This is a genomic window from Streptomyces sp. NBC_01571 (genome assembly GCF_026339875.1).
Taxonomy (GTDB): Bacteria; Actinomycetota; Actinomycetes; order Streptomycetales; family Streptomycetaceae; genus Streptomyces.
Genome location: NZ_JAPEPZ010000001.1, coordinates 9,610,172 through 9,627,676 on the forward strand (window position 1 = coordinate 9,610,172; position 17,505 = coordinate 9,627,676).

General features: G+C 69.4%; 15 protein-coding genes. 6 read left to right on the forward strand and 9 right to left on the reverse strand.

Annotated elements, in window-relative coordinates; genetic code table 11:
* Positions 1-209: 209 nt before the first annotated feature.
* The gene (locus OHB41_RS42920; RefSeq protein WP_266705471.1) at positions 210-425 is read right to left on the reverse strand and encodes a DUF4177 domain-containing protein; all 216 of its coding nucleotides are present in this window, start codon (positions 423-425) and stop codon (positions 210-212) included.
* 168 nt (positions 426-593) lie between these two features.
* On the opposite strand from OHB41_RS42920, the gene OHB41_RS42925 reads away from it, so the two are divergent.
* The gene (locus OHB41_RS42925) at positions 594-2,066 is read left to right on the forward strand and encodes an aminotransferase class V-fold PLP-dependent enzyme (RefSeq protein WP_266705473.1); all 1,473 of its coding nucleotides are present in this window, start codon (positions 594-596) and stop codon (positions 2,064-2,066) included.
* 81 nt (positions 2,067-2,147) lie between these two features.
* Here OHB41_RS42925 and OHB41_RS42930 read toward each other — a convergent pair whose 3' ends face one another.
* Together OHB41_RS42930 and OHB41_RS42935 are read right to left on the reverse strand one after the other, a co-directional pair.
* Positions 2,148-3,875: an ATP-binding cassette domain-containing protein gene (locus tag OHB41_RS42930; RefSeq protein WP_266705475.1), complete on the reverse strand. Its 1,728-nt coding sequence runs from the start codon at positions 3,873-3,875 to the stop codon at positions 2,148-2,150.
* A 181-nt stretch (positions 3,876-4,056) separates the two neighbouring features.
* Positions 4,057-4,995, reverse strand: coding sequence for a tetratricopeptide repeat protein (locus OHB41_RS42935; protein WP_266706556.1), 939 nt, complete (start codon positions 4,993-4,995; stop codon positions 4,057-4,059).
* Between the two features lie 493 nt (positions 4,996-5,488).
* Between OHB41_RS42935 and OHB41_RS42940 the strand changes: the two genes are divergently transcribed.
* Positions 5,489-6,118 (forward strand): DUF6629 family protein, encoded by a 630-nt coding sequence (locus OHB41_RS42940; protein WP_266705476.1) that lies wholly within the window; start codon positions 5,489-5,491, stop codon positions 6,116-6,118.
* Between the two features lie 171 nt (positions 6,119-6,289).
* Here the strand turns inward: OHB41_RS42940 and OHB41_RS42945 are convergent, their stop codons facing one another.
* The 4 genes from OHB41_RS42945 to OHB41_RS42960 form a co-directional block, all read right to left on the reverse strand.
* Entirely contained in the window at positions 6,290-8,350 is a 2,061-nt protein-coding gene (locus OHB41_RS42945; protein ID WP_266705478.1) for a beta-galactosidase, read from the reverse strand.
* Between the two features lie 112 nt (positions 8,351-8,462).
* Positions 8,463-9,803, reverse strand: a complete 1,341-nt coding sequence (locus OHB41_RS42950; RefSeq protein WP_266705480.1) for an ABC transporter substrate-binding protein — start codon at positions 9,801-9,803, stop codon at positions 8,463-8,465.
* A gap of 100 nt (positions 9,804-9,903) precedes the next feature.
* A complete protein-coding gene (locus OHB41_RS42955) occupies positions 9,904-10,860 on the reverse strand; it encodes a carbohydrate ABC transporter permease (RefSeq protein ID WP_266705482.1) in 957 nt (318 codons plus the stop codon).
* Positions 10,861-10,864: 4 nt separating this feature from the next.
* Entirely contained in the window at positions 10,865-11,791 is a 927-nt protein-coding gene (locus OHB41_RS42960) for a carbohydrate ABC transporter permease (protein WP_266705484.1), read from the reverse strand.
* Positions 11,792-12,071: 280 nt separating this feature from the next.
* Here OHB41_RS42960 and OHB41_RS42965 point away from each other — a divergent pair, with 280 nt between their 5' ends.
* Positions 12,072-13,103, forward strand: coding sequence for a LacI family DNA-binding transcriptional regulator (locus tag OHB41_RS42965; RefSeq protein WP_266705486.1), 1,032 nt, complete (start codon positions 12,072-12,074; stop codon positions 13,101-13,103).
* A 1,084-nt stretch (positions 13,104-14,187) separates the two neighbouring features.
* Here OHB41_RS42965 and OHB41_RS42975 read toward each other — a convergent pair.
* Positions 14,188-14,733 (reverse strand): hypothetical protein, encoded by a 546-nt coding sequence (locus OHB41_RS42975; protein WP_266705488.1) that lies wholly within the window; start codon positions 14,731-14,733, stop codon positions 14,188-14,190.
* A 432-nt stretch (positions 14,734-15,165) separates the two neighbouring features.
* On the opposite strand from OHB41_RS42975, the gene OHB41_RS52440 reads away from it, so the two are divergent.
* Together OHB41_RS52440 and OHB41_RS42980 are read left to right on the forward strand one after the other, a co-directional pair.
* Positions 15,166-15,843, forward strand: a complete 678-nt coding sequence (locus tag OHB41_RS52440; RefSeq protein ID WP_526025020.1) for an IS5 family transposase — start codon at positions 15,166-15,168, stop codon at positions 15,841-15,843.
* Between the two features lie 133 nt (positions 15,844-15,976).
* A complete protein-coding gene (locus OHB41_RS42980; RefSeq protein ID WP_266705490.1) occupies positions 15,977-16,474 on the forward strand; it encodes a hypothetical protein in 498 nt (165 codons plus the stop codon).
* A gap of 120 nt (positions 16,475-16,594) precedes the next feature.
* Here OHB41_RS42980 and OHB41_RS42985 read toward each other — a convergent pair whose 3' ends face one another.
* Positions 16,595-16,816, reverse strand: a complete 222-nt coding sequence (locus OHB41_RS42985) for an IS3 family transposase (protein ID WP_323138444.1) — start codon at positions 16,814-16,816, stop codon at positions 16,595-16,597.
* 263 nt (positions 16,817-17,079) lie between these two features.
* On the opposite strand from OHB41_RS42985, the gene OHB41_RS42990 reads away from it, so the two are divergent.
* Entirely contained in the window at positions 17,080-17,484 is a 405-nt protein-coding gene (locus OHB41_RS42990; protein WP_266706558.1) for a DUF5959 family protein, read from the forward strand.
* Positions 17,485-17,505 lie beyond the last annotated feature (21 nt).

Sequence of the window (17,505 nt, forward strand, 5' to 3'; positions counted from 1 at the left end):
GGTCGGGCAGGAGTGCCCGTGGGGATGTCCGCGGCCTGCAGCTCGCCTCCGGTATCCGCACAGCCGACAGGGGCCTTCCGGTCCGGAAGGCCTCCGTCGGCATCAGTGCACTCGCGGATCCGCTGTCCCATCAGTAACAGCATCCCCCGGTGCGGCGTCCCGCGCACTCCAACGAGGTCATAAGCGGGCATAAAAAGACGTAAACGGACTTATCCGCGAGGTCGCTCGAAGGTCAGGAGAAGCCCCTCGACGGCGCCCGGCCCGATGCGGCCCTTGACGTCCGCGGACGTGATCGCCTTCAGGGCCCAGCCGTCCTCGGCGTGCTTGTTCAGCACCTTCTCGAGCTTGTCGCTGTCCAGCGCGTCGCCGATGAGCGACTCGCGGAAGCTGACGACCTTGTATTCGTACGTGTAGGCGCTGCTCATGGTGGTGAGGTTCTCCTGTGGATCGGTAGGTAGGGCCGGGCCCACCCAATCACCCTTCGTCGCCGCGGCACAGGGGGGAACACACCTGTCGCGATACCTTTGTTGAAGCTTCATGAAGGGCCGGTGCCGGGGCTCGGGCGAGGACCGGCCGCGCGGAGGGGACTCATCATGGACGGGGCACGGATCGACGGACGCGTGGGCGACGGCGTGGGTGAGGGCGCCGCGGACGACGGCTTCGCGGAACTGCGGACACGCGAGTTCGGCTACCTCGACGAGGGCGGCCACACCTACCTCGACCACACGGGCGCGGGGCTTCCGCCCAGGTCGCTGGTCACCGCGAGCGCGGAGCGCATCACCGGCGGGGTGTTCGGCAACCCGCACTCCGAGAGCCCGGCCTCCCGCGCCTCGGGGCTGCTGCTGGCCGAGGCCCGCAGGGCCGTCCTCGCGCACTTCAACGCCGATCCCGCCGAGTACGCCGTGATCTTCACGCCCAACGCGACGGGCGCCCTGCGCCTGGTCGGAGAGGCCTATCCGTTCCGGCGCGGCAGCAGGCTCGTCATGTCGCTCGACAACCACAACTCGGTGAACGGACTGCGGGAGTACGCGCGGGCGGGCGGCGCCGCCACGGCCTACGTACCGGTGAGCGGGCCCGGTCTGCGGATCGACGAGGAGCGGTTGAGCCAAGCCCTCTCCGTACGGCGCCGTCGGCCCGGTCCGGCGCGCGGGCGGGGCGCGCCGGGCGCGCGCGGACTGCTGGCCTACCCGGCGCAGAGCAACTTCACCGGGGTCCGGCATCCGCTCGAATGGATCGCACGGGCCCAGGACCACGGTTACGACGTCCTGCTCGACGCGGCCGCGTTCGTGCCGGCCAGCCCCCTCGACCTCAGCCGGTTCCACCCCGACTTCACCGTGGTCAGCTGGTACAAGGTCTTCGGCCACCCCACCGGTATCGGCAGCCTGATAGCCCGCCGGGCGGCCCTCGCCAAGCTGCGCCGCCCCTGGTTCTCCGGCGGCACCATCTTCGCGGTCAGCGCCCAGGCCCAGTGGCACGTCCTCGCGGACGACGAGGCGGCCTTCGAGGACGGCACGGTGAACTTCCTGTCCGTCCCGGACGTCACCGCGGGTCTCCGGTGGATCGACCGCCTCGGCATGGACCGGGTGCACGCCCACGTCGCCGACCTGACCGGCCGACTGCTCGACGGGCTGCGCGCGTTACGCCACAGCGACGGCTCCCCGATGGTCAGGATCTACGGTCCCGAACAGGCCGGGGCGGCCCGTGGCGGCACGGTCGCGCTGAACCTGCTCGGAGCCGACGGCCGGATCGTCGACGAACGGATCGTCACCCGTGACAGCGCCGCCCGCGGCATCTCGCTGCGCACCGGATGCTTCTGCAACCCGGGCGCCGGCGAAGCGGCGTTCTCCCTCCCGCTGCGCCTGCTGCGCTCGGTGGCGCGCCGGCGGGTGGGTTCGCTGGAGGAATACCTGGAACTGCTGCGGCTGCCCTCGGCGGGCGCCGTGCGCATCTCGCTGGGCGTCTCGTCGCAGCCCAGGGACATCGAGACGTTCCTGACGTTCGTGACCCGGACCTACCGGGACCGGATACCGGGAGCGACGGGACTCGCGGCCCGGGTGGGCTGCTGAGCGACGGCGCGCGGGGCGAGGGAGCCGGGCACGTGCCTTTCCGGTGTCGAGCGACCGATCATCCCGGTGTCGAGTGACCGATCACCGCCCCGCCCGGCTCAGCACCACGCCTTCCCGGCACTTGCGTACCAGGATCACCCACGTCACCGCCAGGAACAGCACCGCGAACCCTGCCAGGACCAGCCAGCCCCGCCCCGCCGGATGACCGAACGAGTCCCCGTACGACGCCAGCAGCGGGCGGCCCAGCGGCGAGGCGCCCGCGCGCCACAACGGCTCCAGGCCGACCCCGCTGCCCAGCGCCTCGAACGCCCACCGGTTGGTCATCGCCCAGCTGATCGCCTCCCCGGCCCCCGTCATCCGCGGCACCGGCACGAAGGCCCCCGAGAACAGCACCTGCGGGAAACAGAGCAGCGGCAGCATCAGCGTCGCCTGCGCCGGCTCCGTCACCGCGGCCGAGGCCAGCAGCCCCAGTGCCAGCGCGGCGACCGAGGCCAGCACACTCGACACGAACAGGGACCCGTACGTCGTCCACCCCGCCGCGGGCAGCCGGTCCAGCGCCCGCAGCACCACCAGCAGCAGCGCGTCCGCGACCGCGAGCACCGGGAGCGTCGTGGTCAGCTTCGACGCGAGGTACGGACCGATCCGCAGCCCGGCCAGCCACTCGCGACGCAACACGGGTAACTCCGTGCAGATCTGCAGCAGTCCGTAGGTCAGCCCGAAGAAGAACGCGCCGAAGGCGATCCAGAACATGATCATCGCTGTCGACCCTGGACCCGGCGCCGCGGGGTCGAACGCGCCCGCGCGGAACAGCACCGCGAACATCGCCACGATCATCACCGGCGAACCGGCCAGGACCGCGACCGAGAGACGGTTGTGCAGGAGCAGCGCGGTACCGCGGCGGGTGAGCAGCGACCACTGCCGTACGGCGCCAACGCGCCGCGGACGTACGGGAGACGGCGGGGCACCGGTGCGCTCGGCGTCCGGTGGAGCGGTCCCTCCGACGTCCGCCGGGACGGCCCGCTCGACGCGCGCCCCGCCCGCCACCGCCTCGTAGACCTCCTCGACCGTGTCGACCCCGAACGCGTCGCACAGCGCGCCCGGTTGACCGTCGTACGCCACCTCGCCGCCGGGCGAGAGGAACACGACCTGGTCACCGCGGAGCAGATCGGCGAGGGTGTGCGTGGTGAGCACGACGGTGGTGCCCTCCTCGGCCAGCGCGCTCAGGGTCCGCAGCAGAGCGGCCCCGGTCACCGGGTCGAGTCCGGAGGTGGGCTCGTCGAGGAACAGCACCCGAGGCCGGGTGAGCAACTCGACGGCGATACAGGCTCGTTTGCGCTCCCCACCACTGAGCACGCGCACGGGCGTCGAGGCCCGAGCGGAGAGGCCGAGCGCCTCCAGGACCCCGTCCACGCGCACGGTGACCGCCTCGGCGGGCGCGCCCGCGGGCATCCGCAGCCTCCCCGCGTACACCAGCGTCCGGTGCAGCGGCAGCTCGCGGTGGATGATGTCCTCCTGCGGCACGAACGCGAACTCCGGCCCGGGCGCCCCGGGTCGGGCCCCGTCGTGCAGGACCACCCCCTCCGTCGAGGCGCGCAGCCCGGCCAGCGTCTGCAACAGAACGGTCTTGCCCGCCCCGCTGCTGCCGGCGATCACGGTGACCTGCCCGGGGGCGAGGTCGAGGGACACGTCGTCCAGGACACGCCCCGCGCCGCCCACCCGCTGACTCACCGAACACGCCTGTATGCGCGTGCCGTTGAGCGGAAGCACGGGGGCTTCGGCGGACGGGCGTGGCTGCATGGGCGTCGGCATGGATGCAGCATGCCAGGGGCGACCCCGGCACGCGGCCCACCCGGGTGTCGCGAACCCCGCCGGACGGGCCTGTTCCGGACGAAGGACCCCTGCGCGGCCGGTGCTCGGACCGGCCGGGCATCCCCGCCTGCTGCCGCCGTGCGGGGGCGGCGGGCTGAGCGTCTCGGGAGAGGGCGCGTGTTCAGTTCTCGCAAGTACGGCGCGCCTCGGCCACGAGTTCCCTTGGCAGCCCCGGTCCCGCGCATGCGTAGCCGACCAGCAGCCTGCGGTAGGAGATGTCCGCGAGCTCCGGCGCCAGGACGACGAGGGCCCGCAGGTCGTCGGACGAGCCGGACAGGCGTGTGCGGTAGGCGATACCTGCCGCACGCAGGGAGACTTCGTGCGGTGCGTACGCCAGGCCCCGTTCGGTGAGGCTCACGGCCCTGGCGAAGTCGCCCTGTTCGGCGCGCACGTCGGCAAGGTCCAGGTGGAGGGACCAGTTGTCAGGGTCCAGGAGCAGGGCGTCGTCGTAGGCTGCCGCGGCCTGGTCCAGGTCGCCCACCACGCGCCAGGTGGCCGCTCGGGCGACCGCGGTCCACATGACCCGATCAGTGGCATCGGCGCGGTCGCACAGCGCGAAGGACAGCTCGTATCGGCCGCAGGCCCGAGGCAGCCGGGCCATGGCGGCCAGCGACTCCGGCGCGGGACTCCGTTCGGACACCACGTCGATGGCATGAAACCAGGGCGCGAATCGCTCACGCATCTCGTCGGTGTCCAGGTCGTGGCCGTAGTCCAGCGTCCGCAGACACGACTCGGCCAGGGCCTCGGAACTCACCGCGGCGAGAAAGCGCGCATCGCCGAACCATGGGGCAGCGCCCCACGCCACGTCGGGCCGTACCCCCGTCACCGAACCCAGGGTCATCACCGCGTCGTCCATGTCTCCTTCGAGGAACAGGAAGTACGCCTGCGCCAACATGGTGCGCAAGGAGCCGTTCCCTTCGAGGCCCTCCTCCAGTTCCGCGCGCCGGTCTCGCCACAACTCGGCGAGGTTCGTATAGGGCTCCGGGGCCGCCGGTGCTGAGGCTATCGCTCCCACCAGAAGCTCCACGGCGCCGATCGGGCTTCCGCCGCAGTGCGCCATCACACGAGCGAGACCGACTCCCGCCGCAACTGACCGGTTCGACATTGCTGAAGAATATCGTGAGCCATGCTCATGACCTGTGGATCGGCCTCGGGTTGAACGCCGAGGACTCCTCACAGAAGTGGTGGGCTCGACCTGGTCAGCGGTCGGTGTCGTGCACGAGGCCGCCCGGTGGCAGTACGCGGTCAGCCGCGCCATCGCACCCGATCACGCGGTCAGCCGCGCCGTCGCACGCGATCAACCCGGCGACGCAGACGGTCGATCCCGGGAGGGTGAATGCCCGGCACGAGCAGCACCACGAGGACTCGGTGGTCAGCGCGGGGAGGCGAGTGGAGTACGGCGGCGTCCTCCGGAGCGGCTTCGAGCCGGCCTGACAGGGTGCCGCAACGACCTGACATGCTGCAGCAAGGTGATCCGAAGGAAACGCCCTGGTCCCGGTAGCGTGGGGCGGAGTGAGCTGGAAAACCGTGACGGCCGACCCCATGGTGACGCGATGTGTTGGAGTGCGACCGCCGACCTGGCAGCCGGTGCCGGTATCGCCGCTGTCGGAGTTGCCTGTGTGACGCGTGCGCGGCGGGCCCGGGATCTTCCGCTGGCGGCGCTGCCGCTGCTGCTGGGAGCCCATCAGATCGTCGAGTCCCTGGTCTGGCACGCCGGCGGGGGAACGGGCCCCGCCACCGTCGCCTGGGCCGCCATCGCCCTTCCGCTGCTGCCCGTGTGGGTGTCGGCGGGCGTGCTGTGCGCGGCGCCCCGGCACGCCCGCCGCCGGCTCACGGTCCCTCTCGTGATCGGCGTCGTCACCGCCGCAGCCCTCGTGTTCGCTCTCGCGACCCGTCCGGTGCGGGCCGAGATCCGCGGCCACACGCTCGGCTACGTGGTCGATCTGGCCCACCCGGAACTGCTCGTCAGTGGCTATCTCCTGGCCACCGTCGGCTCGCTGCTGCTCTCCGGCGACCGGCTGCTCCGACTGCTCGGGCTGCTCGTCGGCGCGGGCGCGCTGATCTGCTGGGCGCTGTGGGAGCTGGAGTTCGTGTCCACCTGGTGCGCGTTCGCCGCGGTGTGTTCGGTGGCGCTGTACGGGTGGGTGCGGCGTCGGCCGGATGCCCCGGGCCAGGGAAGCTGACGCCGCACCCGGCACCCGCACGGCGCAACCGGAATCGGGCGTCCCCCCGCGTGTGTGCCGGGTGCGCGGACCGCCGTGCCCCACGCGGGGGACACGGCGGTGGGACCCTCGACCCGGCGCGGTGCCGGGCGTTCGCGGGTGTCAGCGGGCGTCAGTGGGTGTCGGGCGGCCTCAGGGGGTGGGCTGGCGCAGTACGGCGACGTCCCTGGGGGAGAGGACGACGGCGCCGTCGTCGTCCGTCCGGCCGATCAGGAGTTCCCCGGTGACCCCGGGCAACGGCACCGTCTCGTCCGTCCGGTTGACCAGGAAGAGATAGCGGCCGCCGTCGCCGCGGCGCACGATCAGCTCGACGCTCCCGCGTGCCGCGTCCGGCAGTTCACTGCCGACACCGGCGGGCGCGAGCAGGTGCGGGAGCAGACCGGTGAGGCCGTCGGCGCCGAGCCTGGTGGAGACGTACGCGGCCGAACCCTGGCCCACCGTACGGCGGGTGACCGCGGGCCGGTCGGCGTACGTGCCGCTGCGGTAGTGGGCCAGCACCTCCACCGCCGGGTCGGTGACGGTGATCCGGTCGGTCCACACGACACCGGTCGCCCCGCCGGTCGCGCCGGTCACGTCGACGTCGACCGTCTCCGTGCCGAGCAGCGGGCCGAACTCCTCGATGCGGATGCCGAGAAGCTCACGCAGGGCTCCCGGGTGACCGCCGAGCCAGACGTGGTCGTTCTCGTCGACGACGCCGGAGAAGTACGTCGTGATCAGGTGGCCGCCGTTCTCCACGTACCGGGTGAGTTCCTTGGCCAGGGGAGCCGGGACGACGTGCAGCACCGGCGCGATCAGGACCTGGTACCGGTCGAGTTCGCCCTGCGGGGTGACGACGTCGGCGCGGACACCGAGGGCCAGGAGGGCCGAGTACCAGTTCAGGGCCTCCTGCCGGTAGTCGAGGAGGGAGGTCGGGTGGGAGTCCTGCTCGCTCGCCCACCAGGAGTCCCAGTCGAAGACGATGCCGACCCGGGCCGGCTCGCGCTCGGTCCCGGCGACCGGGGCCAGCGCCCTGAGCGTCTGCCCGAGGCCGGTCACCGCACGGAAGACCTCGCTGTCGGCACCGGCGTGCGGGAGCATCGCCGAGTGGTACTTCTCGGCACCGGCCGCCGACTGGCGCCACTGGAAGAAGCACACCGCGTCGGCGCCGTGCGCCACATGGACCAGCGAGTCGCGGGCGAGGTCGCCCGGCCGCTTGGCCACGTTGACGGGCTGCCAGTTGACGGCACTGGTCGAGTGCTCCATGAGGAACCACGGACGGCCCCCCGCGATCCCGCTGACGAGGTTGGCGGAGAAGGACAGCTCGTCCCGGTCCTGCGGGCCCGGCACCACGTAGTGGTCGTTGGACACGAAGTCGATCTCGGCGGCCCAGTCCGAGTAGTTCATGCCCTTGGTGCCGCCCATCACCATGAAGTTCGTGGTGACCGGCACCGCGGGCGTGAGCTCGCGCAGCACGTCGCGCTCCGCGCGCAGGTAGTCCTTGAGCGCGTCGGAGGAGAAGCGCTTGAAGTCCAGCTGCTGGGTGGGGTTCGGGTGGGAGGCGGCCAGCCGGGGCGGCAGGATCTGCTCCCAGTCGCTGTAGCGCTGCGACCAGAACGCCGTGCCCCAGGCGTGGTTGAGTGCGTCGAGCGTCGTGTAGCGCACGCGCAGCCAGTCGCGGAACGCGCGGGCGGCGTCGTCCGAGTAGTCGTAGACGTTGTGGCAGCCCAGCTCGTTGGAGACGTGCCAGGCCACCAGCGCGGGGTGGTTCGCGTACCGCTCGGCCATCGCCCGCACCAGACGCAGCGCGTGCTCGCGGAAGACGGGTGAGGTGGGACGCCAGTGCTGCCGCGCCCCGGGCCACAGCGTCTCGCCGGAGGCGGTCACGGGGAGGATCTCCGGGTGCGCGGTGGTGAGCCAGGGCGGCGGGGACGCGGTGGCGGTGGCCAGGTCGACGCCGATGCCGCCCGCGTGCAGCAGGTCCATGATCTCGTCGAGCCAGGCGAAGTCCCAGTCGTTCTCGGCCGGCTGGATGCGGGCCCAGGAGAAGATCCCGACGGAGACGATGTTGACGCCGGCCTCCCGCATCAGCCGTACGTCCTCCTCCCACACCTCGCGCGGCCACTGCTCCGGGTTGTAGTCGGCGCCGTAGGCGAGTCGGGGAGTGGGGTCACCGTCCGGCCCGTGCCGCAACTGGGACAGGAGGGTGGAGATCATGGTGGTCCTTCCGGTGTGCCGCACGGAGTGGTGCGAGGTGCGTGATTGCTTCCGGGCGGCCGCCGCCGAGCAACTGCTGCTGCTCAGCGGCGGATCCGGAGAGGAATGCCGGTCACTTCGAGACGGTGAAGCCCTGCTCGTTGCCGTACTTGACGGAGGCGTCCTGCCAGGACTTCAGACCATCGGCCAGCTTGGTGCCGGAGATGTAGGCCTTGCCGACGGTGTCGTTGAAGATCGAGTTGGCGTACTGCTGGAAGGGCAGGTACGACCAGTCGCTGCCGACGTTGGCGGCGGACTCGGCGAAGATCTTGTTGGCCTGCTGGCCGCCGAAGTAGTCGAACTTGATGTTCTGGAAGTCGGTGGACTGGAGTTCGGCCTTGGTCGCCGGGAACGCGCCCTCCTTGATGCGGCTCTGCACGCCGGCGCCGGAGTTGGCGTACTCGACGAACGCGTACGCGAGTTCCTTGTTCTTGCCCAGCGCGGGCAGGGCGAGGGAGCTGCCGCCGTTCTCCGCGGTCGCCTTCTCTCCCTTGGCCCACTGCGGCATCGGGGCCGCCCGCCAGTCACCCGAGGCGTTCGGCACCCCGGAGACGAAGTTGGCGGGCATCCAGGCGCCGGTGGTCAGGGTGGCGATGGTGCCGTCGCCGAGGCCCTTGTACCAGTCGTCGGTCCAGCCGTTGATGGGCGCGAGGAGCTTCTCGTCGATGAGCTTCTGCCAGGTGTCGGTGTACTTCTTGGCGCCCGCGTCCTCGAAGTTGACCGCCACCTTCGTGCCGTCGACCTTGTACGGGCGCGAACCGGCCTGCCACAGCATGCTGGTGGTGAAGCCCGCGTCACCGGCGTCGTTGGCGATGTACGCCTTGGGGTCGGCCTTGTGCAGCTTGCGAGCCGCGTCGACGTACTCGCCCCAGGTGGTCGGGACGGCGATCTTGTACTTGTCGAAGACCTTCTTGTTGTAGAACATCGCCATGGGGCCGGAGTCCATCGGCAGGCCGTAGACCTTGTCACCGTCGCTCACGGCGTTCCACGGACCCGGGGTGTACTTGGAGGCGAGCTTGTCGGCGCCGTAGGGGGCCAGGTCGCTGAGGCCCTTGGTGAGGGAGTACTGACTCAGCGCGAAGTACTCGACCTGGGCGACGTCGGGGACGCCCTTGCCGGCCGCGATGGCGTTCGACAGAGCGGTGTAGTGCTTGTCACCGGACCGGTCGCCGACGAGGTTGACCTTGACCTTGGGGTACTTCTTCTCGAAGTCGGCGACGACCGTCTTCAGCGTGGGCTCCCAGGCCCAGACCGTGACCGAGCCGCCCTTCTTGAGGGCCGCCTGGATGTCCGTGGCGGAGACCGCCTTCTGGCCGGAGCCGCTGTCGTCGGAGCCTCCGCAGGCGGTCGCCCCCAGGGCGAGGACGGACAGGAGGGTGAAGCCGCGCAGCAGGCGGCCGGTGGTTCTGCGCATGGAGGTGCTTCCACTTCTTCGTGGGCGGGACTTCTTCATGGGTGGGACAGAGGGGAGCAGGAAGAGATGAGGCTGCGGGGATCGGCGGCCTGAGGCCGGGCTATTCCTTGACGCTTCCGGCGGCGAGCCCGGACTGCCAGTACTTCTGCAGCAGCAGGAACGCGGCGATCAGCGGCACGATGGTGAGCAGCGAACCGGTGATCACCAGGTTGAAGATCACGTCGCCACCGATGGTCTGGGCCTGGGAGTTCCACGCGTCCAGGCCCAGCGTCAGGGGGTACCACTTCGGGTCCTTCAGCATGATCAGCGGCAGGAAGTAGTTGTTCCAGGTCGCGACCGTGGTGAACAGCAGGACCGTCACGGTGCCGGGGGCGAGCAGCGGCAGGACCACCTGGAAGAAGGTGCGGATCTCGCCCGCTCCGTCGATGCGGGCGGCCTCCATCAGCTCGGTGGGGATGGCCTCACTGGCGAAGACCCACATCAGATACAGACCGAAGGGCGACACGAGCGAGGGGATGATCACCGCCCAGGGCGTGTCGGTCAGCCCCATCTTGCTGAACATCAGGAAGGTCGGTACCGCCAGGGCGGTGCCGGGCACGGCAACGGCACCGATGACCACGGCGAACACGGCACGTTTTCCGGGGAACTTGAACTTCGCCAGCGCGTAGCCGCCCAGGATCGCCAGGAGGGTGGCGCCGCCGGCGCCGAGCACGACGTACAGCAGGGTGTTCAGCAACCATCGGACGAAGATGCCGTCGTGGTACGTGAACGTGTCGTGGATGTTGCTCCACAGGGCGAACTTGTGGCTGAACCACAGTCCGGACGAGTGGGCGAGTCCGTCCTGGGTCTTGGTGGCGCTGATGACCAGCCACAGCAGGGGCACCACCGTGTAGACCAGGATCAAGCCGGTGAGCACGGTCAGGAGAATGCTGCGCTTGGGGCGCCTGGACGCGTTCTTGCGGGGGGTGCGCAGTCGGGGTGCCCCCTTGGAGGCGCCGCCGACCTCGGCGGGTGCGGGATGGGAGCCGGTGGTGACGGGGCTGCTCGTGCTGCTCATCGGGTCACGCTCCCTTGCGCATGCCGCGGAGCTGCACGACATAGGCGATGACCATGGTGATCAGCCCCATGATGATGGCGACCGCCGCGGAGTAGTTGTGCTGCTGCCCGTTGAAGGACAACGAGTACGTGTAGAAGTTCGGGGTGTAGTCCGTCGTGATGGCGTTGCGTGCCAGCGGCCGCAGGATGCTCGGCTCGTTGAACAGCTGGAAGCTGCCGATGATCGAGAAGATCGTCGCGATGACCAGGGCGCCGCGGATCGCGGGGAGCTTGATGGCCGTGATGACGCGGATCTGCCCGGCGCCGTCGATCTCCGCCGCCTCGTACAGGGACTGCGGGATCACCCGCAGCGCCGAGTAGAAGATCAGCATGTTGTAGCCGACGAACTCCCAGGTGACGATGTTGCCGATCGACGCCAGGATGAGGTTCGAGGAGAGCGGGTCGGGCAGGGTGACGCCGAAGGCGCTGTTGATGTCGCCGACCAGGCCGAACCGGGTGCCGTACATGAAGCCCCACATCAGGGTGGCGACCACGGCGGGCACCGCGTACGGCAGGAAGATCGATATCCGGAAGAAGTCCCGGCCGTACAGGCGGCCGCTGTCCAGGGTGAGCGCCACGAACAGGGCGATGCCGAGCATGATCGGCACCTGGACCGCCAGGAACAGCGAGACGCGGGCCAGGGAGTCCCAGAACTGCTGGTCCTGGAGAGCCTGTTGGTAGTTGTCGAGGCCGACGAAGGACGTGCCGCCGATGAGCTTGTCGCGGAAGAGGCTGAGATAGATCGAATAGGCGATCGGAGCCAGGAAGACGAAGGCGAAGACCACCGCGAAGGGGCCGATGAACCCCCAGCCTGTCCAGGAGCGGCGGTCCCGTTTCCCCGGAGGCCTCTCCGGACGCCGTGTCACGGCCGCGGGGGGTTGAAGCGTCGTCATGTCGTTCCTCGCTCGTCCATCTCGGAACCGGCGGAGCACGCCGTCGCGATGTTTGCGTAAACATCAGCCGCGGAAAACGCCGTGGCCTGTTATGTTTACGTAAACATCTGATGGCGGCATGTCTACACTGCGCCAATGTCGGTGGTCAAGAGTCGCCGGGGGAACGGTGACTTGGGAGCGGGGGAGACGGGTGGACACTGCGGACAGCGGGTCGACGGACCTGGATCGGGCCCCTGCGCCCAGGGGAAAGCGGGCTGGGCGTCGTGCGCAGGGCGCGTCCATGGCGGACGTCGCGCGGCTGGCCGGCGTGTCCTCGCAGACGGTCTCGCGCGTGTCCAATGGTTACGACGGTGTCAACGAGGAGACCCGGCAGCAGGTACTCGCGGCCATGAAGGAGCTGGGATACCGGCCCAACAGCGCGGCCCGGGCCCTGAAGCGCGGTGAGTTCCGCACCATCGGCGTCATCACCTTCAACCTCTCCACCACGGGCAACATGCGCACGCTGGAGGCGATCGCCACCTCCGCGGCGCAGGAGGGCTACGCCGTCACGCTCCTGCCCGTCGCCGTCCCCACCCAGGACGAGGTGCGGGGCGCCTTCTCCCGACTGGGCGAGCTCGCCGTCGACGCCGTCATCGCCATCATGGAAGTGCACCTGCTCGACGCGGCGACCATCTCCCTGCCTCCCCATGTACAGGTCGTCGTGGCCGACTCCGACGCCGGTGACCGCTACGCCGTGGTCGACACCGACCAGGCGGGAGGAGCCCGCGCCGCCGTACGGCACCTGCTGGACCTCGGCCATCGCACCGTCTGGCACCTCGCGGGTCCGGAGGAGTCGTTCGCGGCACAACGTCGCGCCGACGCCTGGAACGCCGCGCTGACCGAGGAGGGGCGCGTCGCACCGCCTCTCGTGCGGGGCGACTGGTCGGCGGAGTCCGGCTACCGCGCGGGTCTGCGACTCGCGGACGAGCGGGACTGCACGGCGGTGTTCGCCGCCAACGACCAGATGGCCCTGGGGCTCCTGCGGGCCCTGCACGAGCGGGGCCGGAGGATTCCCGAGGACGTCAGTGTCATCGGCTTCGACGACATTCCGGAGGCCGGTTCCTTCCTGCCGCCGCTGACCACCGTGCACCAGGACTTCGCCGAGGTGGGACGCCTCTGCGTGGAGGGCGTCCTGCGGCGGATGCATCTGGACGGGACGGAACACGGGACCACCCTCGTCCCCACGAAGCTCGTGGTGCGCGCCAGCACCGGGCCGTCGCCCGCCCGGGAACGGTGTGACGGCGGCACGCGGGTGGCACTCGACGCCGGGTGAGACCTGTCGTGGGGAGGGGGCCGCGCCGCGTGGGACCCCGCGTCGCGTACGGGCGGGCGCGTACGTGTGCGTGTGCGTGCGGGGCGGGTATTCGAGTGGGATCTTCTGGTGGCCGTCGGTACCGTGCCGGCCACGGACGTGACGTTCAGCAAGGTGTCCGGGCGCTGATACCGGGACTGACGAGCTCGTGCACGGTAGGCGGGGAGACGTCGAGCATCTGATCGTTGGTCATGGTCGTGTGGTGGGGAACGCGACGCGTGAAGCAGTCCGGTCGACGCCCCGGAGCACGTGCTGGAACAGATCGGCGCCCATCCCGATCCGCTTCTGCCTAGGCGGGTGCCCGCCGGGACAACGGTCCGTCGGCTGCTGGCCCGCATCGACGGCGACGCGCTGGACCGGGCCGTCGGACGCTGGCTCGCGGACCGCCGGCCCGTGACTACGAAACCCTGCCCGCACGCTCCGAAGCCATGTCCACATCGCGATGACCGACCTCACCATCTCCTGGCGCGACCCGACACCCCGGTCCAAACAGCAGATTCCGGGATAAAACACTGGGAAAAAACGACCTATGACCGAGCAACCCGGCTGCGACTCGCGTCCGGCCAGTGACCGGCGCGTCGCGCTCGATCCGGTGAGCGCGCCTGCGTCGATTTTTTTCCTTCAACGCCCGCCAACACCGTGGGAAGGGCCGCCATCGGACCGAAGTCGGGCCGCTGGTGCGCCAGCAGCCCGACACGGATGCACCTCGCACCGGGCGTGATCGCCACCGCCCGGTCGACCCGGAACTGGCCCCGGTCGTGCAGCGGATGGAACCCGCGCCTGGTCAGCGCCGACGACAGAGCGCCGGTCAGGTCCGGACGCTCCGCCATCCGCCGCAGATGCACCCCGGCCACATGACCGACGTGCCCCTTCCCGTCCCCCTGCATGACCAGAACACGACTCCACTCGCTACCGTGCACGCGAAAGGTGCCCCGCCCGCTCAAGATCGCGGGGCACCTGTTCTGCGCCGTGACGGGCAGTCAGAGTCTTCTGGGCCGCATGGCGGAACACCGAGGACCGGGCGCGGGCCTCGGGAGCGCGCCGGTCAGCAGCCGCCGCAGTTGTAGTAGAGGACGTCCCAGTGGCTGCCTTCGTCGGTATAGACGTTGCCGGAACCGGACGTCCACATCTGGTAACCGTCGCCGCGCAGGCCGGAGTAGCTGAAGTAGGTCTTGATGTAGTTGCCGATACAGGTGTACTTGCTGTAGTCGAGCTTGTAGCCGTTCCAGTGCGAGTAGGTGCCGCTGGCGTGGCCGGTCTCGGTGCCGCCCGTGATGTTGAGTGCGCAGCCGCTGGCATTCTTCAGGGTGACGGCGCCCTGGGCGGTGGTGAGGTTGAGCTGGTCGAACGACGTACAGGTGGAGTTGTTGCGGTTCGTGCAGTTGCCGGACGAGGACCAGGTGATGCCGGCGCTGCGGAACTTGCTCTCCGCTTGGGCCTGGGTCAACTTGGTGGCAGCGTAAGCGTCGTGCGACGAGGCCAGGCCCACGCCGGGCGCGAAGAGCACGGTCAGGACGAGGGCCAGGACGCCGGCCACGGCCCGGGCGCGCGGTTGCAGCCGAAGGCGGAACTGGGCGGCGGGACTGTTCATTCGGGTTCCTCCTGCTGATGCCGACGAAGGTTGGGGTGTGCAGGTGGCGCAGAGGAGAGTGTGCTGACATCTACGCGCGTCCGCCAGTAGGCGTATGTGTACGCGTCAAGAATGTGGAGTCCGGGGCGCCCGGCGGCACCCCCTGACCGCTGCCGCCGCCCACTCCTGCGGTTCCAGCCCGGCGCCCAGCAGTGCAGCTGGCGTGACTGGGGTGCACCGGCAGGGCGCCTGCCAGGTGGGCATACCATGCAGGACATTCACTGCGGAGCGCCGTGTGGGCGAGTTCGGCCCCAGGTGGGCGGAACGGCCGCCGCACCACTCAGCCGATGGGGCGCGCGAGTTGTGTGAGGTCCTCCGTGGTGAGGGCGGGCTCTCTGAGAGCGTGTTTGAGATCCGCCGTGTCCCATAGCGAAGGCCGCCGTTGAGCCTGCCGTGACCGGTAATGGGGGTTATCCGTCGGACCTGACCGATGCGCAGTGGGCGCTGGTGGAGCCTCTGCTCCCGCCACCGCGAACGGGACCGAAGGGCGGGCGGCGCGAGAAACACGCGCGCCGCCGGATCGTGGACGCGATCTTCTACGTGGTGCGGACCGGCTGCGCCTGGCGGCAGTTGCCGCATGACTTCCCGCCCTGGCAGACCGTGTACTGGTACTTCGTGCGGTGGCACGACGAGGGCACCGTCGCCCGACTCCACGACGTTCTGCGCGTCCAGGTCCGACAGGCTGAAGGGAGAGAAGCGGAACCGCCTGCCGGGCTGATCGACTCGCAGTCGGTTCGTACTGCTGACACCGCTCCCTCCGCGACGCGCGGCTTCGGCGCGGGCAAGAAGGTCAAGGGGCGTTCCTGGTCACCGATACCCTCGGCCTGTTGCTGGCCATCCACGTCATGGCCGCGAGCATCCAGGACCGCGAGGGAGCCAAGCGACCGCTGCTGTGGGCACGTCTGGACCACCCGTCAGTGCGGAAGATCTGGGCCGACCAGGGCTTCGCCGGCTGCCTGGTCGACTGGGCTGCCCATCTCCTCGGCCGCGAACTGGAGATCGTCCGCAAGTGCCCAGGCCAGCGCGGCTTCCAGGTCCAATCCAAGCGGTGGGCGCCGAGCAACTTCGTGAGGAGGCGGGCAGTCGTCTGGTCGGGGCACTGTCGAGTGTCTGCGGGATCAGCGGATCCACGCGGGCAGGAGCCGGTGGGCACAGGATCGGCGTCACAGGTGAGGTCTCGGCCACGATCTGGGATGATCGCGCGGTGCTGCGAAGCGTTGAGATCACTCCCGAACTGACCGTCCCCCTGCGAGGCGAGGGCTTTCACAACCTGCACTGGCAAAAAAGGCTGGAGCTGAGCCTGGACTGCTTCATCTGCCAACGCACCCGGCGCACGACCTCCTTCAAGCACGGGCAGGAGCACGCCCTCTGCTCGGCCGATGAGGAGAACCCCGAGCACCCCACCGCGGCCCGGATCGCCGCCTTCGACGTCACCGACGAGCTGGAACGGACGGCGCTGCGGGCCGTCGTGGACTACTGGTGGGCGCCGTTCCACGACACGAAGCGCGACCATGCGGCCACCGCACTGTCGCTCACGCCGTGGGTCCGGCTGTATCTCGGGTACTACTGCCCCGAGGCCCGACAGTCCGGAACGTTCAGCATCCAGACCAACATGGTCCGACCGGTACGCGACATGTGCGGCCACTGCGACCACCCGCTCGCCACCAGCAAAGACGCTCCCGCCATCCGGCTCCTCGCCTGAGACCCGCCCGGGTGTCGTCATCAAAAGAACCCGAGCATGCCCGAGATCTCAAACGCACTCTGAGCGAACGCGGGTATGAGGTTCCCCCGTTGCGCGGGGGGGGGGGGGGGGGGGTACTGATCAGCTGGTCAGAGCGGGTTGACGGAGTTTCAGGTTCGTTCGTTTGGTCGTTGCCTGGTCGGCGTAGTGCTTCTCCTCGAACTCAATCGGACTGAGGTAGTCGAGTCGTTTCTGGTTTCGACGGGAGTTGTAGAAGCCGTCGATGTACCCGAACAGCGCGAGGTTCGCCTCGGCCCGGGTAGCGAAGACGCGCCCGCGGATGCACTCCGTCTTGATCAGCATCCACAAATTCTCCGCGAGAGCATTATCGTAACTGTCCCCGACCGAGCCCATGGAGCGTGAACTCCCGCCCACACCAGGCGAGTTGTCAGCTTCACAGACGTGCACTGCTTAGAACTCCTAGCAGAATGAGGCTGGGACAAGCTGGTTGAGACTGAAGATCCAGTCCAGCACCATGAGCCCTGGCAGATGCGGGCGGGCAAAGCAAAGGGCACACGGTGGAACTGATCAGTCTCTCGGATGGCGACAACAGCTTCCGGGTGCGCGTGCTGGGGCGTCGGTCGCCGGGTGTGCTGCATCTTCACGACCAGTTCGACGCAGAGGTCCTTGTCACGAGCAGCTTTGTCAGCGGGCGACTGGCCATGTCCCTGTCCCCTTCCGACCTGGAGAACTGGTCGCGTGCCTTGGACCTGCTCGCTGCCGGCGAGGACATCTGCTGGAGGGATGACGACCACAGCCCGGAGATCAGGATCCAGCCGTACAACGAAGAGCATGAGACGGCCGCTGTCCGTGTAGAGGATCTGGGCAGCTCGTGCGTCTCCGTGTTCCTTCCCATGAGTCTTGAGGAGGGTTGGATCGACGAGCAGCGCAGGCTGCTTGTACTGGTGCGGAAGGAGTGGCCGAGCAAAGTCCTGCAGTCATCACCAGGTGTCTATGAGTGGCGGCGCTGACTGCCGCCAAGCAGCGCCAGC

Bases quoted from the DNA above. Each gene is read 5' to 3' on its own strand.
- OHB41_RS42920 (WP_266705471.1), bottom strand. From the start codon at position 425: ATGAGCAGCGCCTACACGTACGAATACAAGGTCGTCAGCTTCCGCGAG.
- OHB41_RS42925 (WP_266705473.1), top strand. From the start codon at position 594: ATGGACGGGGCACGGATCGACGGACGCGTGGGCGACGGCGTGGGTGAG.
- OHB41_RS42930 (WP_266705475.1), bottom strand. From the start codon at position 3,875: ATGCCGACGCCCATGCAGCCACGCCCGTCCGCCGAAGCCCCCGTGCTT.
- OHB41_RS42935 (WP_266706556.1), bottom strand. From the start codon at position 4,995: ATGGCGCACTGCGGCGGAAGCCCGATCGGCGCCGTGGAGCTTCTGGTG.
- OHB41_RS42940 (WP_266705476.1), top strand. From the start codon at position 5,489: ATGTGTTGGAGTGCGACCGCCGACCTGGCAGCCGGTGCCGGTATCGCC.
- OHB41_RS42945 (WP_266705478.1), bottom strand. From the start codon at position 8,350: ATGATCTCCACCCTCCTGTCCCAGTTGCGGCACGGGCCGGACGGTGAC.
- OHB41_RS42950 (WP_266705480.1), bottom strand. From the start codon at position 9,803: ATGCGCAGAACCACCGGCCGCCTGCTGCGCGGCTTCACCCTCCTGTCC.
- OHB41_RS42955 (WP_266705482.1), bottom strand. From the start codon at position 10,860: ATGAGCAGCACGAGCAGCCCCGTCACCACCGGCTCCCATCCCGCACCC.
- OHB41_RS42960 (WP_266705484.1), bottom strand. From the start codon at position 11,791: ATGACGACGCTTCAACCCCCCGCGGCCGTGACACGGCGTCCGGAGAGG.
- OHB41_RS42965 (WP_266705486.1), top strand. From the start codon at position 12,072: ATGGCGGACGTCGCGCGGCTGGCCGGCGTGTCCTCGCAGACGGTCTCG.
- OHB41_RS42975 (WP_266705488.1), bottom strand. From the start codon at position 14,733: ATGAACAGTCCCGCCGCCCAGTTCCGCCTTCGGCTGCAACCGCGCGCC.
- OHB41_RS42985 (WP_323138444.1), bottom strand. From the start codon at position 16,816: ATGCTGATCAAGACGGAGTGCATCCGCGGGCGCGTCTTCGCTACCCGG.